This is a genomic window from Planococcus faecalis, assembly GCF_002009235.1.
In the GTDB taxonomy this organism is placed as follows: domain Bacteria; phylum Bacillota; class Bacilli; order Bacillales_A; family Planococcaceae; genus Planococcus; species Planococcus kocurii.
Genome location: NZ_CP019401.1, coordinates 960,305 through 984,160, shown reverse-complemented (window position 1 = coordinate 984,160; position 23,856 = coordinate 960,305). Strand labels below are relative to the sequence as shown.

Here is a 23,856-nt window from a genome sequence, read left to right as displayed (position 1 = left end):
CTAGGCCTCAGTAGATGTTAGTGAAATGAATTCCTTGGCATCTTGAACACATAAGGCAATTCCTTTTTCCCAAAACGCCTGTTGTGTAATATCTTCGCCTAAATGCTTCATCGCTAAGTCTTCTGCTGACATTACCGCTGTATCACGAAGTAAAGCCATGTACTTTCCTTCAAAACTATCCCCTTCTTCTAAAGCTTTTGCGTATACGCTCAAAGAGAATAAATAACCAAAGGTGTAAGGGAAATTGTAAAAAGGTACTTGGGTAATATAAAAATGCAATTTGGATGCCCAGAAATGTGGATGCGTTGACGCCAATCCGCCCGCAAATCCTTCTGTTTGAGCCTGCTCCATTAATTCATTTAATCTAGCTGCAGGAACAACACCATTTTTACGTTCTTCATAAAAACGAGTTTCAAAAAGGAAGCGCGAATGAATGTTCATGAAGAAAGCAACACTACGCTGAACTTTATCTTCTAGCAACGCAATTTTCTCTTCATTGGACTTGGCATTTTTCACAGCTGCATCTGCCACAATCATTTCCGCAAATGTAGACGCTGTTTCTGCGACATTCATAGCATACGAACGGTTTAACGCGTGAACTGGACGAAGAGCGAAAGAATGAAATGCATGCCCAAGTTCATGAGCCAAAGTTGCCACATTAGACATCGAGCCACTATAAGTCATGAAAATACGCGATTCTTCACCTAATGGCAAGCTTGTACAAAATCCGCCAGGTCGTTTGTTCGGACGATCTTCTGCTTCGATCCAGCCATTTTCAAATGCTTGCTGTGCGAATTGCTCTAGTTCCGGACCAAATTTTCCAAATTGCTTAAGGATAAATTCTGCTCCTTCTTGATAAGAAAACTGTTGCGTACTTTCCGTTACTGGTGCATCCACGTCATACCAATCCAGTCCGTCTTTTCCAAGTAGTTTTCCTTTTTGGTTTAAATAATCAACAAAAGGCTGTTTGTTTTTACTAATAGCTCCCCACATCGCATCTAAGGTTTCTTGCTTCATGCGATTAATGTGTAAGGGTTCTTGAAGGGGATTGTCCCATCCACGTTTTTTATACGTTTCCAAACGAAAGCCACCAATGGAATTCAAGGTTTTGGCAAAGAATTCTTCTTTCTCTGTCCATGCTTCCTCTAATTTTTGGTAGGACTCTTTTCGAACTGCTGCATCTTTATGAGAACTCAGATTATTCGCTTGTCCTACCGATAATGACTTCTCTTCGCCGTCCACTGTGACTGTAACGTTAATTTCGCCAACTAGCATATCGTATAATTGGCCCCAGCTGTGATACCCGTCAATACTTAACGCGGTAATCAAGCCTTCCTCTTTTTCAGAAAGTAACATTTTTGCCTCGTCACGCCACTCGTTTAAGACAAATGTAAATTTACGTAAAGACTCTTCGTTTAATAGTTCATTCCATATGCCATCCTCGGTCTTTACTAAATCTTGTTGGATTTTCTGAAAAGAGTTTTGGAAGCGCGCAGATAAGGTCGAAGCTTCACTTTCTAAAATACCTGCTTTTTTATCTTGTGTATTTTGTGCCATCAAACAGCCAATAAATGAACCTGCTTGACTGAGATGGCGCATTACATGGCTCATTTGTTCAAGCAAGTCAGCAACTTTTGGTGCATCTTCTTTCGTCGTTAGTACTTCAAACTTTTGGACGTGCGCTTCAAATTCAGAGAGTTTGTTTACTGCTTCGTCCATATGTAACCGCAATTCCCGCGATTCACTTCCTCCTGGAAATAGCGTGTCCAAATCCCATTGTTCTGGATAGGTAACTGTCATAATTTCTCCTCCTGATAAACTAAATTTTCTAAAAACACTTCTTTAGTATATCATTTTTCTTTCCGAAACCGGAACAATATTCCACTCTTCAAGCTAATACTTCACCTTATCGACATGTTTAGGGATTTTTTTGGAAAAGGTTAATTGTTGATTGAAACGACGACAGGTATACTAAAATGAAGGAGGGATTCTGCATGATTCGTATTTTACTTATGACAATTTCTTTTATTGCTGTCGTTGTCATGAATACTTTGGCAAATACCTTGCCGTTAAACGATCAAACTACAGGTGACGTGTCTAACCGACTGTTAGTGTTGTTTACACCAGCCGGTTACGTATTTTCAATTTGGTCCATCATCTATCTTTTGCTGGCTGTTTGGATTGTTGCTTTCTGGATACGTTTAAGAAAAGGACAGACCCCTTCACACAAGATCACTTTGTTTTTTGTCTTAAGCTGCCTGTTCAATATAAGTTGGCTCTTGTTATGGCATTATGAATTTTTTGCCTGGTCCATTGTTGCCATGCTTGGCTACTTGATAGCATTGATTGCTCTTTACCTGCAATATGGAAATTCGGAAAGATCGTTTACTGAACGGCTGCCTATTTCAATCAATATGGGATGGATTAGTGTAGCCACTATTGCCAACATCAGTTTCGTCTTAACTTTTTACAATTGGAGCGGTTGGGGATTGAGCGATCAGCTGTGGACAGTTATTATGTTGACAGTCGCGACTGCAATCGCTTTGCATATTCGGTTTCATCATATGGATATTCCTTTCGCTTTGGTCTTTATATGGGCGTTCATTGGAATTGCTGTTAAACACGGCACAGACGAAATGTTAGTAACAACCGCATCTCTTTTCTTGAGCGGCGTTATCTTAACCGGTATTTTGCTCATAAAAAAAAGAACGGCACCTACTCAATAAATCTGCGAGAGACTCGATTAGAGCGAGCTTGTCTGCAGATTTTTTGCATTCACATTCAACTAACATAAAAAAGAGATTCGGCTATTCCACCGAATCTCTTTTTTATGTTAGCTGTTTAGTTTAGTCAATAAAATCGGTTCACCTTTTGTTACCAATACAGTATGTTCGATTTGCGCGACCAATGATTGATCCGGTGTTATAAATGTCCAGCCATCACCTGACTCGATAATGTGCTCGGCTTTTTGAGAGATAAAGGGCTCTACTGCAAGTACCATGCCTTCTTTTAAAATCGTCGTCTCCCAAGCATCGTAATAATTTAAAATATGTTGGGGCGCTTCGTGAAGTGATTTACCAATGCCATGTCCAGTCAAGTTTTTGATGACGAACAATCCTTGCTCTTTCGCTTCACGTTCAACAGCCTTACCAATTTGGTTGAGTTTTGCACCGGCTTTGACTTTCGTCATCGCGCGGTCAAATGCCGAAGCGGCTGCTTCACAGATTTTTTCTTTTTCAGCATGTCCTTCGCCTACGACAAATGAAATTCCTGTATCAGAGAAGAATCCTTCATATGACCCCGAAACATCGATATTCACAATATCTCCATCTTGGATGACACGGCTACCTGGAATACCATGAGCCACTTCTTCGTTGACGCTGATACATGTATATCCAGGAAAATCATATTCTGATTTTGGACCGGAAACGCCACCCAGCTCCTCAAATAATTGACCGCCCAGTTCGTCGATTTCTTTTGTCGTGACTCCAGCTTTTGTGGCAGCTTTCATCGCTTCCCGAATTTCAGCCACCATTTGGCCAGCTTTTTTTAACATTTCAATCTCTTTTTCATTAGTTGCTATCATCAATGACCCTTCTTTCAAGCTTTTCTATTCAAGAATTATACCACAAAATTAAAAGGGATTCTCTTCTACAGGTCTAACTAGTCCTGAATCCAAAGATTGAAAAGAAGGCTGTCAAAAGACAGCCTTCTACCATTTCAAGCTTCTGCATCTACCAATTTCGGTGCAGCCGCAAAAAGTGCAGCACAGACAAAAGCAGCAAGCAAGAATACCGGTATCATGTAAGTTGCATTATAAATGACCGAATAGATGATCACATTGCCTTCAGCAAACATGCCGAAGAACAAAATACCTGTAATAACATGGACCAAGTAGCGCAACACAGAAGCGATTAGCACTCCCACTACTATAGCCGTTATCATTTTACCCGTTTGCTTAGCTTGCGCATGTTGCATATACTTTGCACGCATAATGCCTGCTACCCCAACAACTCCATACGCTAAAATATAATCCAGCAAGACCTGCATGACAACAAACCCAAACGATAATGGGGTGACAGAGATAAATCCAGAAACGATTTGCAGGAGCCCGACTAAAATCCCAGTTAGAATTCCGGCACCTGCACCTCTTCTAAAAGCAATTAAAACAATTGGAATCATTACCAAGCTGACCGAGCCGCCTTGTGGCATCCGGAAAGAAATGAAATCCAACACAAATCCAAGAGCCGCGAAAATTGCAATTTCTGTCATCAACAATACTTTTTTATTTCTCATGACTTCCTCCTTAGGTGTTGTGTACATCACCAGAAGGGTCGTGAATAAAACCATATTAAAAACGACGTCAGGACAGAGCCTGGCGTCGTTGTAAGAGCCGGTTTCCATCCACATCCCTGCGCAAGTGTTAACTTACAGGTTCAAAGGGTAAGAACAAATGTTCACTCTCAGCAAAAGCTCCCCTTGTGGTGTATACAACTATATTAACAGTCACCTGTATTGTACACAACGCTGTTCTTTTATGCAACATCGTTTTAAGATGATGTGATAGGGTAAAGATGAGAATAGTTACGATACTTGAAAGGTGGTGGAGGCAGCCGGGATATTAGGCTTGCCAAAAGGATGATTGAATTGTTAAAAGAATTGATAAAGATTCAAAGTGATACCAAAGAGGGTGCCAACAAAGCTCTTCTTTTCTGTGCCGATTGGCTAAAAACCAAAGGAGAATCCGTGAAGGTTCATGACAATAAAGGCTACTTGATGTTGACAGCTGTTAAAGGGCAAGGAGAAGAGACGATTGTCTGGAATGGTCACGTTGATGTAGTTCCGGGTCATAAAGAGCAATTTGTACCTGTTGAAGAAGGAGATCGACTTTATGGGCGAGGCGCTGCTGACATGAAAGCCGGAGTTGCAGCCATGATGCAGGCGTTTGTCGAACTCGACAGTTCCCTCGTAACTCGCGAAGTGCAGTTACATATTGTCACTGATGAAGAAATTGGCGGACGCCATACATCCAAGTGGCTCGTCGAACAAGGATTCCACGGTGATTTTGTCATTTGCGGAGAACCTACCGGATTAAAAGTCGGACTTCAATCTAAAGGGATTTTGAGAATGGATATGGTTTTTAAAGGCAAACCTGCTCATGGTAGTCGTCCATGGGAAGGAATTAACGCCATTGAATCTGCGATGAAATTCCATCTGGCCGTCGCCGATTTACCGTTCCGAAAAGAATCCACCGAATATTACGAGCAACCTTCTGTCAATCTGCCCATCATCAAAGCAGGAGAACGCTATAATGTCGTTCCTGAGGTTTGTGAAATGTCTTACGATATCCGTTTTATGCCAGGACAGCAAAAAGAAGAAATCGTTCGACAATTGGTGGACTTGGCTGAGACTTTGAACGTTACTATGGATTATAAAGCTTCGGGATCTACACCTCCTCTAACAACTACAAAAGACAATCCATTTATTCAAAGCTTGCAAAAAGCAATTACAGCTACTACACAACAACAAGCTGTTTTGTTTGGTCAGCACGGCGCAGCCGACACACGTTATTATGCAGCCGTAAACGGCGGTGAAGGTGCCATTGAATTTGGACCAAGTGGTGACGACTGGCATGGCAATGCGGAATATGTAACGATTTCAAGTGTTCACGCATACAAAAACATCTTGCTGGCACATGCGCAACTGACGTAAGAGGTTTGCATCATAGAGAACTCGGGAAAACAACAATCACTACGATTATGAATGGAGAGATTTAAATGGCAATTGGAAGACTACTGAAATCTGCAATCAAATATGGCCCTATAGCATATCCTATTATTCGCAAAGTATTAAACAAAAGAAAACAAGGCAAAGCAGGTCAATCTCCTACTAAACAGCCTACTAAAAAACGCTAATAAAAAACGTTCCGGCATATATGCCAGAACGTTTTTTATTAGCATGAAACAGCTACTCTTCTTACATAAAAAAGTGAACCTCTCAGTATTTAGAGAAAAGTGAATATGCATTTTCGCACATTTTAAACGTAAGGAATTTCTTGCTGTAAAGCCAAGTACCCTGTTTTGTTTTGATCAGAAGGTCGCTTCGCCGTTTCTTCAGCTTCGCTATCTTTTGGTGTCTTCTGTTCTTGCTGTTCTTGTGCTTCTATAATTTCCTCAAAAGACAGTGGGTTTGCTGGTGGCAGTTCAGAATTTTCTATGGTCCACGCTTCTTGATAGTTTTCGAAAAATGCGTTTGCCATCGCCTGGTAACCAATTACGTTCGGATGAACATCGGCTGGATTTGGAATTTTATCCACGCCGTTTGCACCAAATGGTTGGTCTACTGACACAAAAATAGCACCCGCTTTTTCAGCTGACAATCGAAGAATTTCATTAAGTCGATCCAGTTGTTTGGACGTGCCATTTTTTTGACTTTCACGGACGTGAGGGTATGCAAAATAATAGCCCATCACATAAACAGTGGCATCTGGAGATTTTTCGGTAAGCTCAGATAAGATTAAGTCCATATTTTTTCTTGCTCCATTGAGCGCAAAATCTACTTGACGTTGTTGAAAAGTCAAAGAACCTTGTTTCGAGTCGTTTTGTACTAAACGCAACAGATCATTTGCTCCAGCTGATATCGTTATCAGATTAGCTGACCCAAGCACTTTTTCCGCCTCATCTGTTTGTATACTGTCTAACACATCAGCCGTTGTAAATCCAGGAAATGCCAGATCTTTCGAGTAAAAGGCCACGGGTTGATTGCGTGTTAGTTCTTGATGGATCAAATCGGTATAACCCGTATCTATTTGTTGATTGGGTGTTTGTCCTGCTGCTAGTGAATCCCCGATTGCCACATACGCGGCAGGGATTTGTATCGCTGCTTGCGCAGAGGCCGTTCCACTAAACAATAGAAATCCAGCCATTGCTGCCATCCAATACTTCTTCATCTCCATCACCTCTTAGAATGCCCAGTTTCCGTTTCGGAAGATAGGCTCTTTTGAACCATCAATCGTGATGCCATCAATATTCATGTGCTCACTGCCTATCATGAAATCTTCATGGACAATTGACGTGTTAAGGCCGATAGCTGCTAGTTGATTGCGCTCTAAATCGCGTGCACCTTCGTAGCAAGTAGGATAAGAATCACCAATCGCTAAATGATTTGAAGCATTTTCATCGAATAAGGTATTGTAAAACAGAATATTCGAATCGGAAATTGGAGAATGAAATGGCACTAATGCCACTTCTCCCAAATAAGCTGCCCCTTCGTCGGCGCTAATCATTTCGTCTAGAAGTTCTTGTCCTGTTGCTGCTTTGGCCTGAACAATTTTCCCTTTTTCAAAAGTCAGTGTAAATCCATCAATCACATTTCCCTGGTAGACCAGTGGCTTTGTGTTCTGAACGATGCCATCTACTCCATGCTTCAACGGAACGGTGTAAACTTCTTCGGTCGGCATATTCGCAATAAATGGATTTCCTTGAGGCGTTTTTGACGCACCAGACATCCAAATGTGCTTGTCTGGAAGTTCAATAGTTAAATCCGTTCCAGGTGCACTATACTGCAATTTCACGTAACGTTTATCGTTTAATTGCGTAGCTCGTTTCTCTAACAAGGCGATGTGGTTTTTCCAAGCTTCCACTGCATTGCCTTCACCGATTCGTACAGTTTTGAAAATAGCTTGCCATAAAGACTCCATTTGTTGTTCAGCCGGCAAGTTGGGAAACACTTTTTGTGCCCATTTTGAGGACGGAATTGCAACAATCGACCATGCTACTTTATCCGTTCCAACTGCTTGACGATAGCGCTCTAACGCTGTTCCTGAAGCTTTTTGCCAATCGGCCAAACGTTTTGCTGGAATTCCAGTTAGCAAGTCCGGATCTTCCGCATCAATCCACAGGAAAGCCCCACCCGTATTAACAACTTCATCTCGCTGTAAGACAGACCATTCTGGATATTCTTTAAATGTGTCATCAGGAGCTAATTCAAAATGCGTTCGTGTCAATACCGGATCTTCGTAGTTAACCTGTACACGTTTAGCACCTGCTTCATAAGCTTTTCTAACGACAATCCGCGTAAATTCAAGCGTGTCAATTGTTGTATTAATGACGACCAATTGTCCTTTTTGAACATTTAATCCGACATAAACCGTTAATTCAGCGTATTGTTCAAGCTTTTCATGAAAATTCATCGCTTATTCCCCTTCGCGGCAATGGTTTTGCTAGATCCTTCGATTAACTTACCACCATGAACAATTTTTTGAACAGGCTTAGAAGGCAATTCTTTCGTAAATTTTTTATAATGACGTTCATCAGCATACGCCAACAAAGTCAATACTTCACCATCAGCCCCAGCTCTTCCGGTTCTCCCTGAACGATGTAAGTATTGCTCAACGGTTTGTGGAACATCGACGTGAACCACATGCGTCACCAAATCGATATCCAATCCACGTGCCGCTACTTCTGTTGCAATCAAAACGGCGACTTCCCCTTTACGAAAAGCATCTAATGCTTTTTTGCGTTCATCTTTTTTCATTTCAGAATGCAATGTGACGATTTTCGCGTCACGGAATTTCAATTTATTTTCCTTCATTAGCAACTGATCTAAGTTATTCACAAACGCTAATGCTTTCATGTCTGGAATATGCGAAATGCTGCGCAGCAATTCCGTTTTATCACGTTCATCCACTTTGATGAATGAATGCGTCACTTTGCCAAACATTGGTAAATCTGCAGCTGTTACTTGCAGACGCGTTGGATGTTGCATTAACCGTTCGGCAACTACTTCTATTTCTTCTGTAATGGTCGCAGACACAAGAACCAATTGGCGGTCATGTTGCGTTTTTTCAATCAAGTCTTTCATAATCCCACGGTGCTCACGCGCCATTAACTGATCGCCTTCATCCAATACCAACATACGGATTTCATGCATTTTCAATTTTTTCGTTTTCACTAATTCATTTAGACGTCCCGGAGTTCCAACTACAATCGTTGGCTTTTTCTTTAGCTTTTCTAATTGACGCTGCATATTTGCACCACCAATCAACTGCGTAACGGTTACGTCTGTTCCTTCTGTCCACTCACGTAAGACATTAACGATTTGCATAGACAATTCCTGCGATGGCGCAACGATCATTGCTTGTATCGCTGGTTTTTCTGGATTTACTCGTTCTAATATCGGCAAGACATATGCCAAAGTTTTACCAGAACCTGTTGGAGATTCTGCTACGATATCATTGCCTGCTAACATTTCTGGAATCATCTGGTCTTGAATCGGCATTGCCGCTTCAAATCCAGCCTTCTCCCATTTCTCTTGCCATATTGGACTTAGTTCTTTTATAAAAGTCATTTGCGATTCCACCTTTTTTTCAATGCTTTTAGTGTACCATATTTGCTGTTTTATCGCCTTTTTGAAACTGGAAAAGTGTAAGCCTCCGTAGCATCCAATCACGATCAAAGTGCAGTCATTTCTATTTTCTTAAATTCAAAAAGCCAGCCCGGATACCGGACTGGCTCAGTCGATTATTCAGTTGCTTCTTTTCGTCTGTAAACAATTTCTTTTTCGGCTTCAGTGACTGGTCGAACAGGCTTTTTAATAAAGAAAGCCAGTATCAATGATACGAGCGCGATAAAAGTAGAAACGAAAAACGCGAAGTTAATGCCGTCAAGCATGGCTAAGTTCAAAATACTCTCCGGAGAAGTTCCACTTGCCGCCAATTCTTTCGCTGACGATTCGGTGCGTGTGTTCATGATGGTAATTAAGAAAGCTGATCCAACAGCCCCTGCCACTTGCTGCAACGTATTATTGATTGCTGTTCCGTGAGGATAAGATTTTATCGGCAAGGTATTCAAACCGTTGGTCATAACCGGCATCATAACCATTGAAATACCAAACATCCGCAATGTGTAAATTACCATAATACTGACGTAACTAGAGTCTAAGCTCAATTGGCTAAACATATACGTCGTTAAAACAACTAATGACAACCCAGGAATGGCCAACACTTTAGCGCCAAAACGGTCGAAAAGTCGGCCAGTAATCGGCGACATAAAGCCCATAATTAAAGCGCCCGGCAACATTAACAACCCCGAGTTAATCGGTGAAATTCCTTTGATGGTTTGGATATAAATCGGCATTAAAATCATTGCTGAGAACATAGACATGGAAAGAGAAATTGAAATAGCAGATGATAAAGCAAACATCGGATATTTATAAATTCGAATTTCCAGTAAAGGCTCATCTAATTTTAATTGGCGGAACCCGAAAACAATTAAAGATATCACACCTATTGCGATTGTCACTATGACAGTGGCATTGGTCCAGCCGAGCGTTCCGGCTGAACTGAACCCGTATAAAACACCGCCGAATCCTAAACTTGAAAGAGCCAACGAAGCTTTATCAAGTGATATATCTCTATTTTGGAATGTTAGGTTCTTTAATTTGAATATCCCTAAAGTAAGAGGAACTAGTGCGATCGGTAAGACAATCCAAAAGAGAACACGCCATGAGTAATGCTCGACGATAAATCCAGAAAGAGTTGGGCCAATTGCAGGTGCAACGACCATAACCAGTCCGAATATCCCCATCGCAGATCCTCGTTTTTCAACAGGAAAAGCAGCAAGCATAACGTTCATTAATAAGGGCATCATCAATGCTGCCCCAGAAGCTTGGACCATTCTGCCGATTAGCAGAATGCTAAATGTTGGCGATATTGCCGCCAATAACGTGCCGAGTGCAAATAATGACATCGCCACAATGAAAATCGAACGATTGGAATAGCGCTGAATGAAAAAAGCACTAGCAGGAATCAAAATCCCGTTAACTAGCATATAGCCTGTAACTAACCATTGTGCTGTAGAAGCGGCTATATTTAAATCGATCATAATTTCAGGCAATGCAATGTTCAACAAAGTCTGATTAAAAATCGCTACGAACGCGCCGGTAAAGAGAATGGCAATAATGCCATAAGGTGGTTTTTTCTGTTCTGTCATATTTTCATTTCCTCCATACATCTTACGCTTTTTCTATTTCTTCATTTAATTATTCTATACCGGTTGTATATTTTTTTCAAGTCAAATGTTTTATTCATCTTAAATCATTGATTTGAAAGCATTTTTAACTTATTATAAAGATAGACTAACGGTATAAAGGTGAGGTATATGAACCCGAAAAAACAGCAAATTTTAAGCGCAGCCTACAAGCTGTTCATCAATAAAGGCTATAACCCCTCTTCTATCCAAGACATACTCGATGATGCTGGCGTGTCTAAAGGAACTTTCTACAACTATTTCGGTTCCAAATCTGAGTGTCTTATGGCAATCATGGAATCTATTGGCAGTGAAATTCGCCAGCAACGATTAGCCGCAGCACTTGGAATGCTAACCAACGATCCAGAGGTTCTGGCAGAACAACTGTCTATTCGCATCAAGCTGAACCTTGAAAAAAATCTATTTTCTCTCTACGAAAGCATCTTTTATTCACAAGATCCGGAACTAAAAGCATTTTCCATTAAACAATATACGTTAGAAATGGAATGGATTTCTTCACGAATCGTAGATGTTTTTGGCAAAGAAGCAGCTCCTTACGCATTAGAAAATGCGGCTTTTGTCCACGGCTATGTACAGCAACTGATTCATTTATGGCGTCTCGTTTCTGTGGAGGAATTACCGGCAGAAAAACTCTCTTCTTTTGTCGTCCGCCGCTTACAAGCAACGATAACTCTTCAAATAGCAGCGAAAGACCATTTTATTGGCAAGCTCAAATTACCAATCGCCACTTTAGCAGATCACGTTAGCATTGAAGAACTTGCTATGCTATTAGAAGCTTATGCTCGAAACTTAAAAGATCATGCCAACACACAGCAATTAGTGCAGTTTCTAGCAACAGAACTCGCCACAGAAGCGCCGAGAAAAGCGTTAATTGAAAGTGTCCTAACGACTTTAGCTAATGACAAACGGATCGAAGCTGAACTGTCGATACTCATAGAACAAGTATGGAAGCATTTAGACGAGTTGGCATAAAAAAAGCGAAGCCACAACTGGCTTCGCTTTTTTTCGACATTTGCTTTTGTGTGCATTTCATTACTAGTAGCTATATTGTCTGCCAGCAAAATGGGGAGCCCATGCAAATGTGAAATCGTTTCTTTGTACATTAAAACTGATTTTTTCTGAAGTTAAGTTACCAGCTGTCAGTTCTTGCTATATTTCGGCAATCGTCAGTTCAACAAATCGACTCTTGCGATAGGTTGCTGATTTTTCATCACACATGAACATGGCTCCTACTTTGTATCAACCATTGAAAAAAGCCAGAATCAACCGGCTTTTTCATTGTCTGTATAAGTTTTCATTAATTCATAAAGTGAAGTTTCATATAATTGTCTGCCATTGATCTTAAATACATTTTGTTCGACTAACCCTTGAATGATGGTTTCACGTTTATCTGTGAATTTTGACTCGGGCACTTGTTTCATTTTCATCGTTATCTCCTTCTGGAAGTATTCTTTTATCTTTACCCTATGATTTATCTCTTTAAAACCTGTAACTCAGTAAAGTTGTGTCAAAAATAAAAAAAGAGTTTAATCAGCGCGTTTCGCCAATTAAACTCTTTTTTTATTTTTCTAGCTCTAGCCAAGCCACTGCTTCACAATGCGTTGTCTGTGGGAACATATCAACAGGCTGTACTTCTTTTGTGCGGTAGCCACCATCTTCTAATATGCGCAAGTCACGCGCAAGTGTAGCCGGGTTACACGATACATAAACAACACGCGATGGACGCTGCTTGAGAATAGTCCGTAGCAACTGCTCATCACAGCCTTTACGTGGTGGATCGACCACTAAAACATCCGCCTGCTTGCCTTCTTTGTACCAGCGCGGAATCACTTGTTCCGCAGGTCCTGCTTCAAATAAAGTATTCGTTAAACCATTTAGTTCAGCGTTGCGTTTAGCATCTTCAATCGCTTGAGGAACAATTTCTACACCCATAACAAATTTAGCTTGCTTTGCAAGGAACAGAGAAATCGTCCCAATGCCACAATACGCATCAATGACGGTCTCCTGTCCCGTTAATTGAGCGTATTCAAGCGCTTGACCGTAAAGAATTTCTGTTTGTATCGGGTTGATTTGATAAAAAGAGCGTGCTGAAATTTCAAAACGAACGTTACCGATCCGATCTTCAATCACATCTTTGCCCCAAAGCGTTACGGTTTCGTCACCAAAAATAACATTGGTTTTTTCATGGTTGATGTTTTGGACAATCGATGTCACTTCTGGAACAGTTGCTTGAATCAATTCAATTGCTCGTGCTGAATGAGCAAATTTCTTTTTCTTAGTGACTAAAACGACCATAATTTCTCCAGTCGCTCGAGCTTTCCGAACTACTACGTGGCGAAGCATACCGCGGTGTGTGGCTTCTTCGTAAGGTTCAATGCCTATTTCCACTAAGTTGTTTTTCAAAGCGACCATAATCGCATCTGCTTCAGGTGTTTGAATCAAACATGTATCCGTATCTGCAATGTCATGAGAACGCGGCTGATAAAATCCAGCGACCACTTTGCCGTCTTGTGTACCAAAAGGAATTTGAGATTTATTGCGGTAGCGCCACGGATCTTCCATACCTTTAACTGGATGTACCGGCACATCTGGTAATTTACCGATACGCGTAATCGCGTCCCGCACTAATTTTCGTTTAAAAGTCATCTGTCCTTCGTAGGACAAGTGCTGAATTTGACAGCCTCCACATGTATCAAACACTGGACACGGAGCTGTAACACGAAAAGGTGAAGCTTGCTGTATTTCGATTAGCTTTGCAAAGCCATAAGATTTCAAGGTTTTTAACACATGGACCGAGACATCTTCTCCTGGCAAAGCGCCTGGGATAAACAGCGGATAGCCATCAACTTTTGCTACGCCTGCACCGTCATGTGTCAAATCTTCTACATGGACCGTTAGTCGATCGTTTTTGTTTACTGGTTTCAAAAAAATTCACTCCATTTCACATCTACTTATCATACAACAAAAAAACGCGTCAGGCAAAAGCCTGTACGCGTTCCTAATTTTTTTCTTTTCTAGCGGGACCATCTTTCAGAGAGAACCAGAAACCAAAAATAATGGCTCCGAACAACACTAGAAATGGTGCATAAAATATCATGAAATCCTGCATGAATAATGCCTCCTCTTATGCGTGGTAATCTGATTTGCCTTCAACGTAATCCTTATCGAACAAGAACAGACGGAACAACAAGTAAAGCGATGGCAACAACAAGAACAGCCCTGCGATAAATGCAATGATCAAAGCAATCGCCATGGCTTCATTAGTAAAGCTGTCATATATCGTCAAATACGGATACAGCAAGTACGGGTAATGGGATGCACCATACGCGAAGAATGCTGTAAAGAACTGCCCCATTAATAAAATAAAAGCCCAACCATAATGACGCTTTTTCCAAATTAGGTAAACCGTTCCAGCAAACAATAAGAACGACAATGCGAATGCCCACCATAAATCAAGAATGCGAGCGTAATGCTCTGGATTGTGGCCACGCAGTTCGTAAATAATCCCGGTTGCAGTAACGATTGCGGGAGCTGCCCAAACGAGCGCATATTTACGCATCAAATCAGTCGCTTTCGCATCACCAGCTTTCGATGAGTACCAAGTTAAAAATACCGACGAAATATAAAGAACTGCTGTTAAACTCAAAACGACAATACTCCACATTAACGGACTGGTGAACAATGCCCAGTAATCCAAGTAAGGCTGGCCATTATCAAGTTGGATAAAGCCACCTTCAGACATGGCAAGAACTGGTGATAATGCCGCTGGTAACAACAGCCCAGACAACCCATACATATAGATATAACCTCTATGATTGATTTTTGCTCCGTAAGTCGCAAAAGCGTAATAGGAACCTCGAATCGCCAGCAGTATCAATGCTAGACTAGCTGGAACTAATAAGGTTGTACCGTAGTAAAAAGCGGTTTGCGGGAAAAATCCGATAATCCCAACAAAGAAGAAAACAAAGAATACGTTGGTAACTTCCCAAACTGGTGACAAGTAGCGCTGAATAACCCCTGTCAAAATATGTTGCTTGCCAACAAACGAGCTATAGGCATTAAAGAAGCCGGCGCCGAAGTCAATCGACGCCACAATGACGTATAGAAACAGAAACAACCATAAAACAGAAATCCCAATAATTTCTAGAGTCATTCTTCTTCACCGCCTTTGCCATTTTCACGTGCTGCTAATTCTTTTTCAACGGGGTTGCGTCTATACATTCTTGAAAGAACAACAACCGTCCCGATTCCTAGAATCAAATACAAGCCAGCAAACAAAACAATCATCAAGTCCACATGACCACTAGTAGTTGCAGCTTCATCAATCTTCATATGACCTCGAAGAATCCAAGGCTGGCGTCCTACTTCTGTAAACCACCATCCTGCTTCAATAGCCACGAGTGCCAAAGGACCTCCTGCTACTGTTAGCCAACGGAACCATTTTGTCCGTATAAACGACCAGTTACGCCAAGCCGCCACAACATAGACAAAGGAGAAGAAGGCTAGCCACATCCCAATAGTGACCATCGTATCAAAAAGATAGTGAATCCATAATGGTGGAATTTCGTCCTCTGGGAACTCATTAAGACCTGTTACTTCAGCAAATGGATTACTGTGCGCCAGTATGCTTAAAGCATACGGAATCTTAATGGCGTACTTCACTTCTTCACCATCTAGAACTCCAAACATGACCAAACCAGCATCTTCTTCGGTTTCAAAATGCCACTCAGCAGCTGCCAATTTTTCCGGCTGATACTCTGCCAAATACTTACCAGAAAAATCACCAATTAAAGCCGTAGCGACAGAAAATACCAATGCTAATTTCATCGTCAAGAACAAAGCTTTTTTGTGATAAATATGCGTAGAGCCACGTAACATTCGGAAAGCCGCAATAGAAGCCAGTAAAAATGCGCTGGTCATGAAAGCTGTCGCCATAACGTGCGCTACTTTTGTCGGTACTGCAGGACTAAACATCGCCAGCAGCGGGCTGACGTTAACCATTTCACCATTTAGTATCTCAAAGCCCTGTGGTTGGTTCATAAAGGCGTTGACAATGGTGATAAAAACGGACGATGCGGCTGCACCGAGTGCAACCGGAATCAGTAGCAGAAAATGCTTCCGCTGATCTTCAAAGCGATCCCATGTATAAAGGTAAATCCCGAGGAAAATTGCCTCGAAGAAAAACGCAAAAACTTCCATAAACAATGGCAACGCAATGACGTTCCCTGCTAATTGCATAAAATTCGGCCACAGCAGCGATAACTGCAAGCCGATCGCTGTACCGGTTACAACTCCTACAGCTACGGTTATAACAAAGCCTCTTGCCCAACGGCGAGCCATCAAAATATAATGTTCATCTTTTTTCTTAATCCCCACCCACTGGGCGATCATAATCATGAGTGGTACCCCTACGCCGATTGTTGCGTAGAGAATATGGAATGATAAAGTCAAAAGCGTTAGAATACGACTCAGAAAAGCTGGATCTTGGAATTCCAATCTACTCGTCTCCTTTTTTCAAACATGTAATTTACTGTTTCCTTAGTTCCTATTGTACATCAAACGCACTTGCCAAAACTCTTCCTAAGCCTTGGTATCACAGCCAACTTTGAATAAGCTGTGACAAAAACGAAGTAAAAAGAATTGAAATTTTTCTCAATTTTTAGTATTCTATAAAGAACAAAGAAAAAGGGTGATTCATCATGAGAACAAAACGGAAAGTATTTGCTTATATCACAAGAGGCGATGATGAAAATCGTGAATTGCTTGTATTCGAATACAAAGGAGAACCAGAAGTTGGCCTGCAAGTTCCAGGTGGCACAATCGAAGACGGCGAACTATTGATCGATGCATTATACCGAGAAGTAAAAGAGGAAACAGGCTTGCCACGTGAAGTTCTTGACTTTGTAGGGAAAATCCACAAGTATACGTATTATCCTGAACATCAGGATAAGGCATACGAACGGAATATTTTTCAATTTGAATATACCGGAGAACCTATTGAATTTTTTGAACACATGATTAAAAGCCAGGGCCGTGATAACGGCATGACGTTGTTATTCCGCTGGGAATCGATTAAAAATCTGCCGCAGCTTGCAGCAGAACAAGACAAAGCAATCGAACTACTTTAGAATGTCACAAGATAGTAACTAGCAAACGGGGCTGTCCCAAAAAGTCATGAACAATGACTTTTTGAGTACGGCTTCTTTTGTTTCTGAAAATGTACACCGAGTTCTATATTCTTGACAGCAATCCAAAAAACAGACGGTGGAAAAAGAACTCTTTTTCCACCGTCTGTTTTATTTTAGAGACTTACCGGACGACTTATTTTTATTTACGGTCTTTTTCGTTCAATGAATCAATCGGCACATACATCTCAATATGACTAGCTAAGTTTTCGAATACAGCTGGCAGTAACCCACCATACTCTCCATCTAAATTGAGTAATACTCGTTCTTCTGTCGTTACTGTAATTTTGCTGGCTTTAGCATAAATTACATGAGAGTCCGATAAATGTTCACCCCGAAGAGCTAAAGAGGCAACACGGATAAACTCAGCCATATTGAGCTCTTTTAAAATTAATAACGTAAACTTCCCGTCGTTAATACTAGCATCAGGCGCTAATTTTTCAAATCCTCCAACCGAATTAGTCAATCCGATCAAAAACATCATGGCACTGTCATCAAAAACTTGACCATCGTATTCAATCCGAACACGTGAAGATCGAATCGAAGGCAGCATCTCGATGCCTTTTAAATAATAAGCCATTTGACCGAGAACTGTTTTTAACTTGCTTGGAACTTCATACGTTAGCTCCGTCAGCCTGCCGCCCCCTGCAATGTTAATAAAATACCGATCACCATTCATTAACCCTATATCCACAGGAATTGAATCACCTTTAAGAATAATATCAACAGCTTTTGTTATATCGCGTGGAATATGAACAGCGCGAGCAAAGTCATTGGTCGTTCCCATTGGAATAAGACCCACTTTGGGACGATTTTCAAAAGGAGCGATTCCTGAAACAACTTCGTTTAACGTACCGTCTCCACCCACAGCGATTACTAAATCAAACTTCCGCTCTACAGCAAAAGCTGCAGCTTGAATGGCATCGCCTTCACAAGTTGTCGCGTGACAAGATGTTTCGTAGCCCGCTTTTTCCATTTTTTCTAGCACTTCAGGCAAGTGTTTTCGGAATAACTCACGGCCGGAAGTTGGATTGTATATAATGCGTGCACGTTTCATGAGATTCAGCCTTTCTGGACTTTCTGTAAAGATCGACAAAACATTTTCTAGGTAAGCAGTTATAGGTTTTCTAAAAATAGATCATTCATTTATGTTAGTGCTTTTTGAAATGCTTGACGTAAGTCTTCATAAACGATTTGCCAAAAACCATTGTTATATACAAATCCATCTGAAATCTCACCAATAACGGTCTTCAAGTGATGCTCGTATTGGGGATCATCTTTATCCGGAAGTACCGATTTCTTTTCATCGACAAAGTTTTGAACTTTAGGAGCTCGTGGACCCCAAGTACCCAGAACCTTGCCGTCTTCTGAGAGAATAATGTATTTGGGAATTGAACGTCCACCATTGGTTAAATAACGATCCATCAATTCGAGATGTTCATCACGGTATACGCAATGAACCTCTAAATGAACCGCATCTGTGATTTTTCGCAGGATGGCATTATTCATCATCGCATCGCCACACCAATCTTCAGTAATAACCAAAATATGAGGTTGCTTTTCTTTTAGCAACGCCATAAATTCCGTGTCTTCTGGAAGGTTAAACTTCTCATAGATGCTATAGGACTTTTGCTGATTCGACTCCATTTGAGCCATATAACTTTCCAAAGTAATGCCAGCTTCAAAATACTGCTGCTCCGTCATCATACAATCACGTCTCCCTCTTCCTACTTTCTACTAAACAGCCGGTTCCTCTCGAATTAGAAGGTTCATTCACATGAATTCAGTTGAAATTACAAAATACATCAAGCACATGCTATTGATCCAAACTTATCTTTACTACCAGTTTACTGTTATGTAGCAAAGTCTTCAAGGCTTAGGTGAAGAAATGCTGATTTACAGCGGTGTAAGTCACCACTAATTAACGGTCAACTTAAAGACGTCTAAAGTTTAACTTAGTTTCACTAAGCATAAAATTAACTTTTACCTGCAATTCTCCTAACTAAAAGCAACCGGTTCCAGCACGAAGCGCGTCCATCGGCTAAACGAAGCTAAAGACAAACGGCTTTTTCTTAGCTTTAGCGAGAGCAATGCTCAAAGTGGCCGGTATTGCTTTAACTTTACCCAACCCATAAAAAAGGATGATCCATAATGGACCATCCTTTTTTATGGGTAAAGCTTATCTTTTAGCAATTTCTTCAAGAAGAATTTTATTAAGCAATGGCGGATTTGCTTGCCCTTTAGTTTGTTTCATGATTTGCCCGACAAGGAAACCAATTGCTCGATCTTTACCGTTTTTAAAGTCTTCAATCGATTGTGGATTATTGTCAAGAGCTGCTGTAACGAATTCACGCAATGTGTTCTCATCAGAGATCTGAACAAGTCCTTTCGCTTTAACGATATCGTTCGCGTCGCCGCCTTTTTCAATCAATTCCTTAAAGACTTTCTTCGCAATTTTAGATGAAATGGTGCCATCTGAAATCAATTTGATCATACCAGCCAAACCTTCTGGTGTTAATTCCGTATCTTCAAGTTCTTTTTGCTCAGCGTTCAAGTAAGCAGATACTTCGCCCATCAACCAGTTAGATGACAGTTTCGCATCGGCACCAGCAGTTACTGTCGCTTCAAAGAAATCCGAAATTGGTTTTGCTAGTGTCAGAACCATAGCGTCATAAGAAGACATGCCTAGCTCTGAAACATAACGAGCTTTTCGTGCATCTGGCAATTCTGGAATTTCTGAACGAACGCGTTCTAGCCAAGCATCATCAATAACGATATCGACAAGATCAGGTTCAGGGAAGTAGCGATAATCGTCAGATCCTTCTTTAATGCGCATCAACAAGGTTTTTCCTGTGGATTCGTCGTAACGACGTGTTTCTTGCTCGATAATCCCACCGGACAATAACACTTGCTCTTGACGAACTTGCTCATGCTCAATCCCTTTACGAACAAAGTTGAACGAGTTTAAGTTTTTCAATTCGGTTTTTGTGCCAAATTGTTCTTGACCAAACGGACGAAGCGAAATGTTCGCGTCGCAACGCAATGATCCTTCTTCCATGCGTACATCAGAAACGCCTGTGTACTGAATAATGGCTTTGATTTTTTCAAGATACGCATACGCTTCATCAGCTGTACGAATATCTGGCTCAGAAACAATTTCGATTAATGGTGTGCCTTGACGGTTAAAGTCAACCAATGAATGGCCTTTGCCCGTGTGCGTTAGTTTCCCTGCATCTTCTTCCATATGAAGACGGGTAATGCCAATCCGTTTTTTCTCGCCTTTTACTTCAATTTCAATCCAGCCATGCTCACCGATTGGCTGATCAAATTGTGAAATTTGATAAGCTTTCGGGTTATCTGGATAAAAATAGTTTTTGCGATCAAATTTCGTGTGGCGCGTAATTTCGCAGTTTAATGCAAGTGCCGCTCTCATTGCCCAGTCCACTGCTGTTTTATTCACTACTGGTAAAACACCTGGATAGCCAAGGTCAATGACGTTCGTATTGGTATTTGGTTCCGCACCAAAATGAGCCGGTGCTGGAGAAAACATTTTAGATTCTGTTTTTAGTTCAACGTGGACTTCAAGTCCGATAATTGTTTCAAAATTCATTGTGCTGCTCCCTCCCATGTCTGAGGAGTTTTTTTATGGAAATCCGTTGCTTGTTCATATACATCTGCAACGCGATAAACGGTTTCTTCGTCGAAGTGCTTCCCGATAATTTGCAAGCCTAGTGGTAGACCATTTTCAAATCCACAAGGTATTGAAATGGCTGGTACACCTGCTAAGTTAACTGGAATTGTTAAAATATCGTTTGCATACATTGTTAATGGATCGTCAATGATTTCACCAATTTTAAATGCTGGTGTTGGCGTTGTTGGACCAACGATGACATCGTATTTTTCAAATGCATCATCAAAGTCTTTTTTGATCAAGGTCCGAACTTTTTGTGCTTTTTTGTAGTAAGCATCGTAGTAACCTGAGCTTAGTGCATACGTTCCAAGCATGATGCGGCGTTTGACTTCATCGCCAAATCCTTCAGAGCGCGTGTTCATGTAAAACTCAAGAAGACTTCCTGCTTTTTCTGTGCGGTAGCCATAGCGAATACCGTCAAAGCGTGACAAATTTGATGATGCTTCAGAAGAAGCAAGAATGTAATAAGTTGCTAATGCGTATTTTGAATGAGGCAGTGAAATTTCTTCACAAATTGCGCCTCGTTCTTCAAGCACTTTCAAAGCATCAAGAACAGCTTGTTTTGCTGCTTCGCCAACACCTTCAGCAAAATATTCTTTTGGAACACCGATGCGAAGACCTGTAATGTCACCCGTCAATGCCGCAGTGAAATCTGGAACTTCAACATTAGCAGAAGTTGAATCTTTGTCGTCATATCCCGAAATCGCATTTAACAGGAGTGCGTTGTCTTTTACAGTTCGTGTAATTGGACCGATTTGATCTAACGATGAAGCATAAGCAATCAACCCAAAACGCGAAATTCGTCCGTAAGTAGGCTTCATGCCAACTACGCCACAAAAAGCAGCAGGTTGACGAATTGAGCCACCCGTATCTGATCCTAGCGAAAACGGAACTTGTCCTGACGCAACTGCAGCAGCAGACCCGCCTGAAGAACCACCCGGAACAGTTTCAAGATTCCATGGGTTTTTTGTTTTTTTGTAATACGAGTTTTCGTTAGACGAACCCATTGCAAATTCATCCATATTTAATTTTCCGACGGTCACCATTCCAGCAGCTTTTAATTTGTCTACGACTGTTGCATCGTAGATTGGATTAAACCCTTCTAAAATACGGCTAGAAGCCGTTGTTTCAAGACCTTCTGTGACAATATTGTCTTTTACTCCGATAGGCAAACCAAATAAAGGTCCACGTTCAGCAAAAGGCACACTATCCATTTCTTTTGCAAGTTGTGTTGCGCGTTCTTTGTTTAACGCAAGAAATGCATCTACTTTGGGTTCAAGAGCTTCGATGCGTTCAAATGCTTTTTCAGTCATTTCAGCAATCGTTATTTCTTTTGTATGTATCATTTCTTGCAATTGTGCAGCTGTTTTTTCTACCAATGACATCTTTAGTGCCTCCTTCCGACTACTCTAAAATTGTTGGGACTTTAACTTGTCCGCCTTCATGTTCTTTCACGTTTTTCATAACCAAATCACGATCTAATCCTGGGATTGATTTATCTTCTCGTAAAACGTTGACCATTTGCAATACATGCGTCGTTGGTTCAACATTTTCCGTATCCAATTCACTTAACAATTCCATTGCGTTGGTAATTGCTTCTAATTGATCTGCAAAATGTTCCGCTTCTTCATCAGTAATTGCAAGTCTCGCCAAATGAGCGACTTCAATTACTTCTTCTTTAGTCATTTTCGCCATTTTTCTACACCTCCGGATTCAGTAAACATACGCTATATTATACCATTTTTCTAAAAAAATAAATAGGGACAGCCGCATGGCTATCCCTGTTTTAACATAAATTATTCGTAAATGTGAACAAACGGTTTAGTTTCTCCCGCTTTTTTCAAAACCAATGCTTCTGGACCGTTAGTCGAAGTAACACTAACTTCAACTAATACATTTTCAGGAAAATGTTCTGCCACTAAACCAGTCACGTATTGTGTAAAACCAATCACTTCAGCTGCTCCAAAAAATTGGATAGGGATTTCAATTTTCAATTCTTTTAGTTCATTGTTCTGATAAAAACCTGTCCCGATTACACTTGTAAAATTAGAAAAGTAGATTTCCACGTCTTGTTTGAAATTGCGAAAAGCCGTATCGATGTCTCGGTAACGTTCATCTGAACCTGAAGTTGGAAACAGCACATACGCTTCGTTTACTGCATTCCAGTTGGCAACAGTTTGTTTGCCACCCGGTGCAGCACCAGAAGCAAAATACGTACCTGGTACCATTGCATTTCCTGCGTTTTGTTTAAAAAGTCCTACTACGATTGGTACATCCGCTAGTCCTTCTTTTTCGCGTAGGCGTTTAACAATTTCGTCGGCCATGCGCTTGCCTTCTTTTCCGATTTGTGCTTGAGGAATTTCCTGTTCGTAGGACATTCCGCCTTCAGAGCTATAATACATCGTATTCAAGGCCAGACCTATTGAGATACCACCAAGCCGAATTTTCCCCTCATCCGTCTTCACTAAATAGTTCTGTTCGGTAATGTGTGCCAGTATTTCTGCAGGCGCACGTTCACCTGCTTTTTTCTGCTCTTCAGTTCGTTTGTCCGCAGCATTTAAACCTGCTGGATTGTCTGTACTGGTGCGTTGTAGCCAGGAAGTGGCATCTTCATCCGTGATTTTCTGCCCTTCCTGGAAATAATAATCGTCAGGCGAAAATTGTTTTTGCGACAAGCGCAACAACCCATTTTCTGTCTCCACAATATCGTAACGAGAATTTAGGCGATTAACGATTTTCCCTCTTGTGGCACTTTCTTTATATGGCAGAAGCGTACGATAATATTGATCATCCAGCTGCATGCTTGGAATAATCGCCGTCTCTACTTCTTCTTTTTCATTTACTACTTCTGCTTCCTCATCGGTCTCGGAAGGAACACATCCCGTTAGCAGCAGCAAGCTGATTGGAATCCACCACATACGCTTCATGTTAA

23 protein-coding genes and 1 riboswitch are annotated in these 23,856 nt (G+C 41.1%); of the genes, 5 read left to right on the top strand and 18 right to left on the bottom strand.

Translation table 11 applies throughout. The features are described 5' to 3' along the window. Window positions 1-1,800 (bottom strand): M3 family oligoendopeptidase, encoded by a 1,800-nt coding sequence (locus tag AJGP001_RS04760; RefSeq protein ID WP_078080211.1) that lies wholly within the window; start codon window positions 1,798-1,800, stop codon window positions 1-3. A gap of 194 nt (window positions 1,801-1,994) precedes the next feature. Between AJGP001_RS04760 and AJGP001_RS04755 the strand changes: the two genes are divergently transcribed. Next, window positions 1,995-2,726 carry a TspO/MBR family protein gene (locus AJGP001_RS04755; protein WP_078080210.1) on the top strand — a complete coding sequence of 244 codons (732 nt, stop codon included), beginning with the start codon at window positions 1,995-1,997 and terminating at the stop codon, window positions 2,724-2,726. Window positions 2,727-2,833: 107 nt separating this feature from the next. On the opposite strand, the gene map is transcribed toward AJGP001_RS04755, so the two are convergent. Both map and thiT read right to left on the bottom strand, forming a co-directional pair. Further along, window positions 2,834-3,586, bottom strand: coding sequence for a type I methionyl aminopeptidase (gene map / locus AJGP001_RS04750; RefSeq protein WP_058386030.1), 753 nt, complete (start codon window positions 3,584-3,586; stop codon window positions 2,834-2,836). A gap of 134 nt (window positions 3,587-3,720) precedes the next feature. After that, the gene (gene thiT, locus AJGP001_RS04745) at window positions 3,721-4,296 is read right to left on the bottom strand and encodes an energy-coupled thiamine transporter ThiT (RefSeq protein ID WP_071153269.1); all 576 of its coding nucleotides are present in this window, start codon (window positions 4,294-4,296) and stop codon (window positions 3,721-3,723) included. 96 nt (window positions 4,297-4,392) lie between these two features. Further along, window positions 4,393-4,490, bottom strand: a riboswitch (TPP riboswitch). Window positions 4,491-4,638: 148 nt separating this feature from the next. Here thiT and AJGP001_RS04740 point away from each other — a divergent pair. Next, window positions 4,639-5,712 carry a M20 family metallopeptidase gene (locus tag AJGP001_RS04740; RefSeq protein ID WP_071153268.1) on the top strand — a complete coding sequence of 358 codons (1,074 nt, stop codon included), beginning with the start codon at window positions 4,639-4,641 and terminating at the stop codon, window positions 5,710-5,712. A 65-nt stretch (window positions 5,713-5,777) separates the two neighbouring features. Then, window positions 5,778-5,915 (top strand): hypothetical protein, encoded by a 138-nt coding sequence (locus tag AJGP001_RS17470; protein WP_169793159.1) that lies wholly within the window; start codon window positions 5,778-5,780, stop codon window positions 5,913-5,915. 122 nt (window positions 5,916-6,037) lie between these two features. Here AJGP001_RS17470 and AJGP001_RS04735 read toward each other — a convergent pair whose 3' ends face one another. The 4 genes from AJGP001_RS04735 to AJGP001_RS04720 all read right to left on the bottom strand — a co-directional run bounded on the left by AJGP001_RS04735 (window position 6,038) and on the right by AJGP001_RS04720 (window position 10,991). Continuing rightward, entirely contained in the window at window positions 6,038-6,949 is a 912-nt protein-coding gene (locus AJGP001_RS04735; RefSeq protein ID WP_071153267.1) for an SGNH/GDSL hydrolase family protein, read from the bottom strand. 12 nt (window positions 6,950-6,961) lie between these two features. Next, the gene (locus AJGP001_RS04730; protein ID WP_071153266.1) at window positions 6,962-8,191 is read right to left on the bottom strand and encodes an aminopeptidase; all 1,230 of its coding nucleotides are present in this window, start codon (window positions 8,189-8,191) and stop codon (window positions 6,962-6,964) included. Beyond that, window positions 8,188-9,348, bottom strand: coding sequence for a DEAD/DEAH box helicase (locus AJGP001_RS04725; protein WP_071153265.1), 1,161 nt, complete (start codon window positions 9,346-9,348; stop codon window positions 8,188-8,190). Before AJGP001_RS04725 ends, AJGP001_RS04730 begins: the two co-directional genes overlap by 4 nt. 173 nt (window positions 9,349-9,521) lie before the next feature. Then, window positions 9,522-10,991, bottom strand: coding sequence for an MDR family MFS transporter (locus AJGP001_RS04720; protein ID WP_071153264.1), 1,470 nt, complete (start codon window positions 10,989-10,991; stop codon window positions 9,522-9,524). Between the two features lie 168 nt (window positions 10,992-11,159). On the opposite strand from AJGP001_RS04720, the gene AJGP001_RS04715 reads away from it, so the two are divergent. After that, window positions 11,160-12,020, top strand: a complete 861-nt coding sequence (locus tag AJGP001_RS04715; protein WP_071153263.1) for a TetR/AcrR family transcriptional regulator — start codon at window positions 11,160-11,162, stop codon at window positions 12,018-12,020. Window positions 12,021-12,310: 290 nt separating this feature from the next. On the opposite strand, the gene fbpA is transcribed toward AJGP001_RS04715, so the two are convergent. The 5 genes from fbpA to AJGP001_RS04700 all read right to left on the bottom strand — a co-directional run bounded on the left by fbpA (window position 12,311) and on the right by AJGP001_RS04700 (window position 16,544). Next, window positions 12,311-12,475 (bottom strand): Fur-regulated basic protein FbpA, encoded by a 165-nt coding sequence (gene fbpA / locus AJGP001_RS17340; protein WP_143039503.1) that lies wholly within the window; start codon window positions 12,473-12,475, stop codon window positions 12,311-12,313. A 133-nt stretch (window positions 12,476-12,608) separates the two neighbouring features. Beyond that, window positions 12,609-13,973: a 23S rRNA (uracil(1939)-C(5))-methyltransferase RlmD gene (gene rlmD / locus AJGP001_RS04710; RefSeq protein WP_071153262.1), complete on the bottom strand. Its 1,365-nt coding sequence runs from the start codon at window positions 13,971-13,973 to the stop codon at window positions 12,609-12,611. Window positions 13,974-14,046: 73 nt separating this feature from the next. Then, the gene (cydS, locus tag AJGP001_RS17765) at window positions 14,047-14,157 is read right to left on the bottom strand and encodes a cytochrome bd oxidase small subunit CydS family protein (RefSeq protein ID WP_410477416.1); all 111 of its coding nucleotides are present in this window, start codon (window positions 14,155-14,157) and stop codon (window positions 14,047-14,049) included. Between the two features lie 15 nt (window positions 14,158-14,172). Beyond that, entirely contained in the window at window positions 14,173-15,201 is a 1,029-nt protein-coding gene (locus AJGP001_RS04705; protein WP_058386039.1) for a cytochrome d ubiquinol oxidase subunit II, read from the bottom strand. After that, a complete protein-coding gene (locus tag AJGP001_RS04700) occupies window positions 15,198-16,544 on the bottom strand; it encodes a cytochrome ubiquinol oxidase subunit I (RefSeq protein WP_058386040.1) in 1,347 nt (448 codons plus the stop codon). The genes AJGP001_RS04705 and AJGP001_RS04700 overlap by 4 nt, the downstream gene beginning before the upstream one ends. A 203-nt stretch (window positions 16,545-16,747) precedes the next feature. On the opposite strand from AJGP001_RS04700, the gene AJGP001_RS04695 reads away from it, so the two are divergent. Then, window positions 16,748-17,176, top strand: coding sequence for an NUDIX hydrolase (locus AJGP001_RS04695; protein ID WP_071153261.1), 429 nt, complete (start codon window positions 16,748-16,750; stop codon window positions 17,174-17,176). Between the two features lie 199 nt (window positions 17,177-17,375). Here AJGP001_RS04695 and AJGP001_RS04690 read toward each other — a convergent pair whose 3' ends face one another. The 6 genes from AJGP001_RS04690 to AJGP001_RS04665 all read right to left on the bottom strand — a co-directional run bounded on the left by AJGP001_RS04690 (window position 17,376) and on the right by AJGP001_RS04665 (window position 23,851). Then, the gene (locus AJGP001_RS04690) at window positions 17,376-18,290 is read right to left on the bottom strand and encodes a diacylglycerol kinase (RefSeq protein ID WP_058386042.1); all 915 of its coding nucleotides are present in this window, start codon (window positions 18,288-18,290) and stop codon (window positions 17,376-17,378) included. Between the two features lie 89 nt (window positions 18,291-18,379). Beyond that, window positions 18,380-18,940 (bottom strand): thioredoxin family protein, encoded by a 561-nt coding sequence (locus AJGP001_RS04685; RefSeq protein WP_071153260.1) that lies wholly within the window; start codon window positions 18,938-18,940, stop codon window positions 18,380-18,382. Between the two features lie 472 nt (window positions 18,941-19,412). After that, window positions 19,413-20,843 carry an Asp-tRNA(Asn)/Glu-tRNA(Gln) amidotransferase subunit GatB gene (gene gatB / locus AJGP001_RS04680; RefSeq protein WP_071153259.1) on the bottom strand — a complete coding sequence of 477 codons (1,431 nt, stop codon included), beginning with the start codon at window positions 20,841-20,843 and terminating at the stop codon, window positions 19,413-19,415. Next, complete coding sequence (gene gatA, locus AJGP001_RS04675) at window positions 20,840-22,309, bottom strand: Asp-tRNA(Asn)/Glu-tRNA(Gln) amidotransferase subunit GatA (RefSeq protein ID WP_071153258.1); 1,470 nt, start codon at window positions 22,307-22,309, stop codon at window positions 20,840-20,842. Before gatA ends, gatB begins: the two co-directional genes overlap by 4 nt. A 19-nt stretch (window positions 22,310-22,328) precedes the next feature. Continuing rightward, window positions 22,329-22,619 (bottom strand): Asp-tRNA(Asn)/Glu-tRNA(Gln) amidotransferase subunit GatC, encoded by a 291-nt coding sequence (gene gatC / locus AJGP001_RS04670; protein ID WP_058386046.1) that lies wholly within the window; start codon window positions 22,617-22,619, stop codon window positions 22,329-22,331. A gap of 101 nt (window positions 22,620-22,720) precedes the next feature. Further along, a complete protein-coding gene (locus AJGP001_RS04665; protein WP_071153257.1) occupies window positions 22,721-23,851 on the bottom strand; it encodes a CamS family sex pheromone protein in 1,131 nt (376 codons plus the stop codon). Window positions 23,852-23,856 lie beyond the last annotated feature (5 nt).

What these genes read in the sequence shown, in the direction of transcription:
- AJGP001_RS04760 (WP_078080211.1), bottom strand. Translation starts at nt 1,800, where the DNA reads ATGACAGTTACCTATCCAGAACAATGGGATTTGGACACGCTATTTCCA.
- AJGP001_RS04755 (WP_078080210.1), top strand. Translation starts at nt 1,995, where the DNA reads ATGATTCGTATTTTACTTATGACAATTTCTTTTATTGCTGTCGTTGTC.
- map (WP_058386030.1), bottom strand. Translation starts at nt 3,586, where the DNA reads ATGATAGCAACTAATGAAAAAGAGATTGAAATGTTAAAAAAAGCTGGC.
- thiT (WP_071153269.1), bottom strand. Translation starts at nt 4,296, where the DNA reads ATGAGAAATAAAAAAGTATTGTTGATGACAGAAATTGCAATTTTCGCG.
- AJGP001_RS04740 (WP_071153268.1), top strand. Translation starts at nt 4,639, where the DNA reads ATGATTGAATTGTTAAAAGAATTGATAAAGATTCAAAGTGATACCAAA.
- AJGP001_RS17470 (WP_169793159.1), top strand. Translation starts at nt 5,778, where the DNA reads ATGGCAATTGGAAGACTACTGAAATCTGCAATCAAATATGGCCCTATA.
- AJGP001_RS04735 (WP_071153267.1), bottom strand. Translation starts at nt 6,949, where the DNA reads ATGAAGAAGTATTGGATGGCAGCAATGGCTGGATTTCTATTGTTTAGT.
- AJGP001_RS04730 (WP_071153266.1), bottom strand. Translation starts at nt 8,191, where the DNA reads ATGAATTTTCATGAAAAGCTTGAACAATACGCTGAATTAACGGTTTAT.
- AJGP001_RS04725 (WP_071153265.1), bottom strand. Translation starts at nt 9,348, where the DNA reads ATGACTTTTATAAAAGAACTAAGTCCAATATGGCAAGAGAAATGGGAG.
- AJGP001_RS04720 (WP_071153264.1), bottom strand. Translation starts at nt 10,991, where the DNA reads ATGACAGAACAGAAAAAACCACCTTATGGCATTATTGCCATTCTCTTT.
- AJGP001_RS04715 (WP_071153263.1), top strand. Translation starts at nt 11,160, where the DNA reads ATGAACCCGAAAAAACAGCAAATTTTAAGCGCAGCCTACAAGCTGTTC.
- fbpA (WP_143039503.1), bottom strand. Translation starts at nt 12,475, where the DNA reads ATGAAAATGAAACAAGTGCCCGAGTCAAAATTCACAGATAAACGTGAA.
- cydS (WP_410477416.1), bottom strand. Translation starts at nt 14,157, where the DNA reads ATGCAGGATTTCATGATATTTTATGCACCATTTCTAGTGTTGTTCGGA.
- AJGP001_RS04705 (WP_058386039.1), bottom strand. Translation starts at nt 15,201, where the DNA reads ATGACTCTAGAAATTATTGGGATTTCTGTTTTATGGTTGTTTCTGTTT.
- AJGP001_RS04695 (WP_071153261.1), top strand. Translation starts at nt 16,748, where the DNA reads ATGAGAACAAAACGGAAAGTATTTGCTTATATCACAAGAGGCGATGAT.
- AJGP001_RS04690 (WP_058386042.1), bottom strand. Translation starts at nt 18,290, where the DNA reads ATGAAACGTGCACGCATTATATACAATCCAACTTCCGGCCGTGAGTTA.
- AJGP001_RS04685 (WP_071153260.1), bottom strand. Translation starts at nt 18,940, where the DNA reads ATGATGACGGAGCAGCAGTATTTTGAAGCTGGCATTACTTTGGAAAGT.
- gatB (WP_071153259.1), bottom strand. Translation starts at nt 20,843, where the DNA reads ATGAATTTTGAAACAATTATCGGACTTGAAGTCCACGTTGAACTAAAA.
- gatA (WP_071153258.1), bottom strand. Translation starts at nt 22,309, where the DNA reads ATGTCATTGGTAGAAAAAACAGCTGCACAATTGCAAGAAATGATACAT.
- gatC (WP_058386046.1), bottom strand. Translation starts at nt 22,619, where the DNA reads ATGGCGAAAATGACTAAAGAAGAAGTAATTGAAGTCGCTCATTTGGCG.
- AJGP001_RS04665 (WP_071153257.1), bottom strand. Translation starts at nt 23,851, where the DNA reads ATGAAGCGTATGTGGTGGATTCCAATCAGCTTGCTGCTGCTAACGGGA.